5 protein-coding genes are annotated in these 5,405 nt (G+C 35.7%); all 5 read left to right on the forward strand.

Annotated features, from left to right (window positions below; genetic code table 11):
- The first annotated feature begins 265 nt into the window (after positions 1 to 265).
- Positions 266 to 895, forward strand: coding sequence for a uracil phosphoribosyltransferase (upp, locus tag RT41_RS09875; protein ID WP_096819228.1), 630 nt, complete (start codon positions 266 to 268; stop codon positions 893 to 895).
- Positions 896 to 1,016: 121 nt separating this feature from the next.
- Positions 1,017 to 1,625, forward strand: a complete 609-nt coding sequence (locus RT41_RS09880) for a nitroreductase family protein (protein WP_054639861.1) — start codon at positions 1,017 to 1,019, stop codon at positions 1,623 to 1,625.
- A 268-nt stretch (positions 1,626 to 1,893) separates the two neighbouring features.
- The gene (locus RT41_RS09885) at positions 1,894 to 2,211 is read left to right on the forward strand and encodes an ATP cone domain-containing protein (RefSeq protein WP_096819230.1); all 318 of its coding nucleotides are present in this window, start codon (positions 1,894 to 1,896) and stop codon (positions 2,209 to 2,211) included.
- Positions 2,212 to 2,673: 462 nt separating this feature from the next.
- Entirely contained in the window at positions 2,674 to 4,614 is a 1,941-nt protein-coding gene (gene thrS / locus RT41_RS09890) for a threonine--tRNA ligase (RefSeq protein ID WP_054639823.1), read from the forward strand.
- A gap of 114 nt (positions 4,615 to 4,728) precedes the next feature.
- Complete coding sequence (locus tag RT41_RS09895) at positions 4,729 to 5,382, forward strand: trimeric intracellular cation channel family protein (RefSeq protein ID WP_096819232.1); 654 nt, start codon at positions 4,729 to 4,731, stop codon at positions 5,380 to 5,382.
- The last annotated feature ends 23 nt before the right edge of the window (positions 5,383 to 5,405 follow it).

The raw sequence follows: 5,405 nt of genomic DNA on the forward strand, positions 1-5,405 counted from the left end.
ATTTTTGATGGGTGGCATGATGTAATTTGGTCTTGCATTAAGCTAATTAAATGAAGATAGAAAAGTCTCCAACAAACTTTTTGGAAAAATTATAAAGGTGCCAACTTGGCGCCTTTTTTCTGTCATTTTCAAAATTTTATTGATGAAAAATGATAAATCACTCAAAAAATGGTAAAATAAGTTAGATGTAAATTAATGTGGTACTCGTATGTCAGTCATCTTGTAGTACTTCAAATTAAGAATGTTAAATGCTCGGAGGAAAAAAATGTCTAAATTTCAAGTTGTTGAACATCCACTTATTCAGCACAAACTCTCAATCTTGCGTCGTAAAGAAACTTCTTCAAAAGAATTTCGTGAACTCGTTGATGAAATCGGTATGTTGATGGCTTATGAGGTATCTCGTGATTTACCGCTTGAAGATGTTGAAATAGATACACCGGTTGCCCACATGACGGCAAAACGCTTAGCTGGTAAAAAATTAGCAATCGTTCCAATTCTTCGTGCAGGAATCGGTATGGTTGACGGAATTTACAAATTGATTCCAGCTGCACGTGTTGGACATATTGGAATGTATCGTGATGAAGTCACTTTAAAACCAGTTGAGTATTTAGTTAAAATGCCTACAGACATTGCGGAACGTCAAGTGTTCTTAGTGGACCCAATGCTTGCGACAGGTGGATCGGCCATTCTTGGTGTAGATGTCCTCAAGAAACGTGGTGTTAAAAATATCAAATTTGTATGTCTGGTTGCTGCTCCAGAAGGGGTTAAAGCTTTCCAAGAAGCTCATCCTGATGTAGACATGTATTGTGCTGCCCTTGATGATCACTTGAATGAACAGGGTTATATTATTCCAGGTCTTGGTGATGCTGGAGACCGTTTATTTGGTACAAAATAATAAAAAAATCTGCCTCGGCAGTTTTTTTTTATTTTAAAAGCTAAATTGTTTACAAACGTAAATTTTTATGTTAAGATTACACTTGTAAACAATAAAAATAAAAAACAATGAGGAAAAAATAATGTCATTTTTAAAATCACTTGAAAACCGTCGTTCAATCTACGCACTTGGTAAAAATGTTGCTGACGGAGACCAAGCAATTGAAACAATCAAGGAAGCTGTTCGTCTTTCACCATCTGCTTTTAACTCACAAACAGGTCGTGTTCTTATTTTGACAGGCGATGCACAAGAAAAACTTTGGGGAGAAATTATTCCAACTGCTGTTCATGCAGCAATGATTGAGCAAGGTGCTCCTGAATCAGCATTTGAAGGAACTAAAGCAAAACTTGATGGTTTCAAAGCCGCTTTTGGTACGGCCCTCTTCTTTGAAGATCAAGATGTTGTTAAATCACTTCAAGAACAATTCGCGCTTTATGCTGATAACTTCCCAGTTTGGTCAGAACAAGGTTCAGGTATTATTGCTGTAAATGCATGGACTGCCCTTGCTGAACTTGGACTTGGTGGAAATCTTCAACATTACAATCCATTGATTGACGAAGCTGTTGCGAAAGAATTCAACATTCCTACTTCATGGAAACTTCGTGCACAACTTGTATTTGGTTCAATTGAAGCTCCTGCAGGCGACAAGGAATTCATGGATGATGATGATCGTTTCATCGTTGTAAAATAAGTATAAATAATAATCATAAAAAAAGTTTCTTTTATTAGAAACTTTTTTTATTATTCTTAAAATTTTCACATAATAATGGATCCCTATTCAGCTTTTTAGTATTTTTTGATATAATGAATTTAAGAAAAGAACTCTCATAATTTGATAATTTTATTCACCGAATATAAGCAAAAATACTTTTTTCAAATTCTTTATTCGAAATGGATAAATTACGAAATTCTAATAGAACTATTCAAGTCTTTTCATTAAATCTATCAAAGGAGATTCTATGCAAGCAAAACTTTTAAACAAGGTTGTGATAAAACGTAATGGACGCGTCGTTGACTGGGATTCGTTCCGTATCCAAACAGCTGTTTTCAAGGCGGCAATTAACGGAAAATATGCAGATAAACCCCTTCACGCTAACATGATTGCCAATAATGTAACAAAAGTTGTTGAAAAAATGATTTCAGAATTACCATTTGATAAAATTGAGATTGAAACAATTCAGAATCAAGTAATTAAACAATTAAGTGATTTTGACAAGGATGTTGCGAAAGACTTTTTGGCTTACAAAACAAAACAAAACATTAATCAAACCCATTAAGAATGTAAAAGCTTATAAGCGTTTTTTAATTATTTTCTCACGTACGAAAATAATTACAAAAAGTTAAACGTTGGACTTGACAAATGTTTACTTAGAGCTTACAATTAGAGCAGAGACAAGTTTTTAATAGATAAATTGTAGAGATCAGATGGTTGGTGAAAATCTGAATTTAGAAATTAAAAATACCACTCAGAACCTAATTAAATTTATTTTTTAGGTTTGCTAATCTTTTTGGAAATAACAGAAAGCGTCCCTGACACGTTACGTCAAAGATGAGAAATTTTGTACAGAAAGAAAAAACGCTTCTGTTTTCAAAATTGAACGAAGGTGGTAACACGCAATTGCGTCCTTTTAGGATGGGGTTGCGTTTTTTTGTTATAAAAAAACGCACCCTATCACAAGTCTGTCATTTCTGACAAGACCGGTTGAATTTAAAAGTATATGTAAAAGAAAGGCTTAAAAATGATTAAAATCACTTTCCCCGATGGGAACATCAAAGAATTCGAGTCAGGTGTAACAACTTTTGAAATTGCTAAATCAATTTCTCCAAGTCTTGCAAAAAAAACACTTGCTGGAAAAATCAATGGCAAATTAATTGATGCAACACGTGCAATTACAGCAGATGCGGCTTTTGAAATTGTCACTCCTGACCACGAAGATGCGCTAGGAATTCTTCGCCATTCAGCGGCTCATTTATTTGCGCAAGCAGCACGTCGCCACTTCCCCAACATCCACCTCGGTGTTGGACCAGCGATTCGTGATGGTTTCTACTATGATACGGATAATGCGGAGGGACAAATTACAAATGAAGATTTGCCAGTCATCGAAGCTGAAATGAAGAAAATCATCAAAGAAAACTTCAAATCAGAGCGTAAAGAAGTTTCAAAAGCAGAAGCTAAAGAAATTTTTGCTAATGATCCATACAAACTTGAACTTATTGAAGAACACAATGAAGATGAAGGTGGACTCACAATATATACTCAAGGCGAATACACTGACCTATGCCGTGGGCCTCATGTCCCATCAACAGGTGTTATTAAATTCTTCCATTTACTCAATGTCGCAGGTGCATATTGGCGAGGAAATTCAGATAATGCTATGATGCAACGTGTTTATGGTACAGCTTGGTTTACCAAAGAAGACCTTGAAGAAAATTTAAAAATGCGAGAAGAAGCAAAAGAACGTGACCATCGTAAACTCGGACGAGAACTCAATCTCTTCTTTAATGATGCAGAACTTGGTGCAGGGACAGCTTATTGGCTTCCAGATGGTGCAACAATCCGTCGCATCGTCCAACGTTATGTTGAAGATCAAGAAGTAGCCAATGGTTATCAGCACGTTATCACACCAACGATGATGAACTTGAATACATACAAGCGTTCAGGCCACTGGCAACATTACCACGAAGATATGTTCCCACCAATGGATATGGGGGACAATGAATCTATGGAACTCCGTCCAATGAACTGCCCAAGCCACATCGCAATTTACCAACACGATGTACATTCTTATCGTGAATTACCAATTCGTATCGCTGAATTTGGAATGATGCACCGTTATGAAAAATCAGGTGCTTTGTCAGGTTTGCAACGTGTTCGTGAAATGACGTTAAATGATGGGCATACGTTTGTTATGCTTGAACAAGTCCAAGAAGAATTTGGTAAAATTTTGAAATTAATCATGGATATGTACCGTGATTTCGGGATTGATGACTACAGTTTCCGCCTTTCTTACCGTGATCCTAAAGATACAGTAAAATACTTCCCTGATGATGAAATGTGGGAAAAATCGCAAGCCATGCTTAAAGCGACAATGGATGATATGGAACTTGCTTATGTTGAAGCTGAGGGGGAAGCAGCCTTTTATGGACCAAAACTTGATATTCAAGTTCGGACTGCTTTAGGAAACGAAGAAACGCTTTCTACAATTCAATTGGACTTCCTCAATCCAGAAAACTTTGATATTACTTATGTAGGTGCTGATGGTGAAAAACATCGCCCTGTTATGATTCATCGCGGCGTGATCTCTACTCTGGAACGTTTTATTGCCTATCTAATTGAAGTTTATAAAGGTGCATTCCCTACATGGCTTGCCCCAACGCAAGCTACAATTATTCCTGTTAATAATGAAATCCATGCAGATTATGCATGGGAAATCCAAAAACTACTTGCTGATAAAGGCTTCCGCGTTGTTGTTGATGAGGCAAATGAAAAAATGGGTTGGAAAATTCGTCAGTCACAAACGAAAAAAATTCCTTACCAAATCGTCATTGGTGATAAGGAAATGGCTGATCATACAGTGAATATCCGTCGTTACGGGTCAACTGAAACAAACGTTATCCCACTTGAAGAATTTATTGGATTGATTACCGAAGATGTAAATAATCTGAGTCGTTCAAAATAATGACAAGTGAAGAACTACCCTCGTAGTTCTTTTTTATTATCCTAAATAATCCATTTGGTAAAACAATAAAAGATACGTTATAATATAATATGAGAAAAAACTTGGAGATAAACAGTGATTAATACAATTTATCAATTTTTGGAGATATTAGGAACGGTTGCATTTGCCGTGTCTGGAACAGTAGTCGGAATTAATCATAAACTTGATATATTCGGGATATTAACAATGTCAGCAGTGACAGCAGTTGGAGGCGGTATTATTAGGGATATTTTTATTGGTGTCATTCCCCCTAGCTCCTTACAATCTCCTTTCTATATTATTATTTCAATAATCGCATCAATAATAACAATGCTAGTTGCCGTAATAACAAAAAAGAGAAGAAATTCATTGAGTATTTTGAAAATTAGACAATTCTACGATGTAATTCTAATCCTTTCAGATGCAATTGGTTTGGGAATATTTACTGTTGTTGGCATTGATAGTGGTATTGCAAAAGGTTACGAAACAAATTCATTTTTAATCATTTTTTTAGGCGTTGTAACAGGAGTCGGCGGGGGAATGCTCCGTGATATTATTGCCAATCAAGTTCCAATGATATTTAGGGAAAACATTTATGCCGTCTCTTGCATAATTGGAGGCGCAATTTACGTGAGCCTCATTCCATATTTAAATCATTCAGTAAATATGCTATTAGCGATTATTTGCATTGTCCTCATCCGATTAATCTCGGAACAAAAGAAGTTAAATTTACCTCAAATTGAGTATTAAATAAAAAAGTACTAATATATTAG

This window comes from Lactococcus fujiensis JCM 16395 (assembly GCF_002441655.1).
Taxonomy (GTDB): domain Bacteria; phylum Bacillota; class Bacilli; order Lactobacillales; family Streptococcaceae; genus Lactococcus; species Lactococcus fujiensis.

Excerpts from the sequence above, each read along its gene's own strand:
- RT41_RS09880 (WP_054639861.1), top strand. The coding sequence starts at position 1,017 with ATGTCATTTTTAAAATCACTTGAAAACCGTCGTTCAATCTACGCACTT.
- RT41_RS09885 (WP_096819230.1), top strand. The coding sequence starts at position 1,894 with ATGCAAGCAAAACTTTTAAACAAGGTTGTGATAAAACGTAATGGACGC.
- thrS (WP_054639823.1), top strand. The coding sequence starts at position 2,674 with ATGATTAAAATCACTTTCCCCGATGGGAACATCAAAGAATTCGAGTCA.
- upp (WP_096819228.1), top strand. The coding sequence starts at position 266 with ATGTCTAAATTTCAAGTTGTTGAACATCCACTTATTCAGCACAAACTC.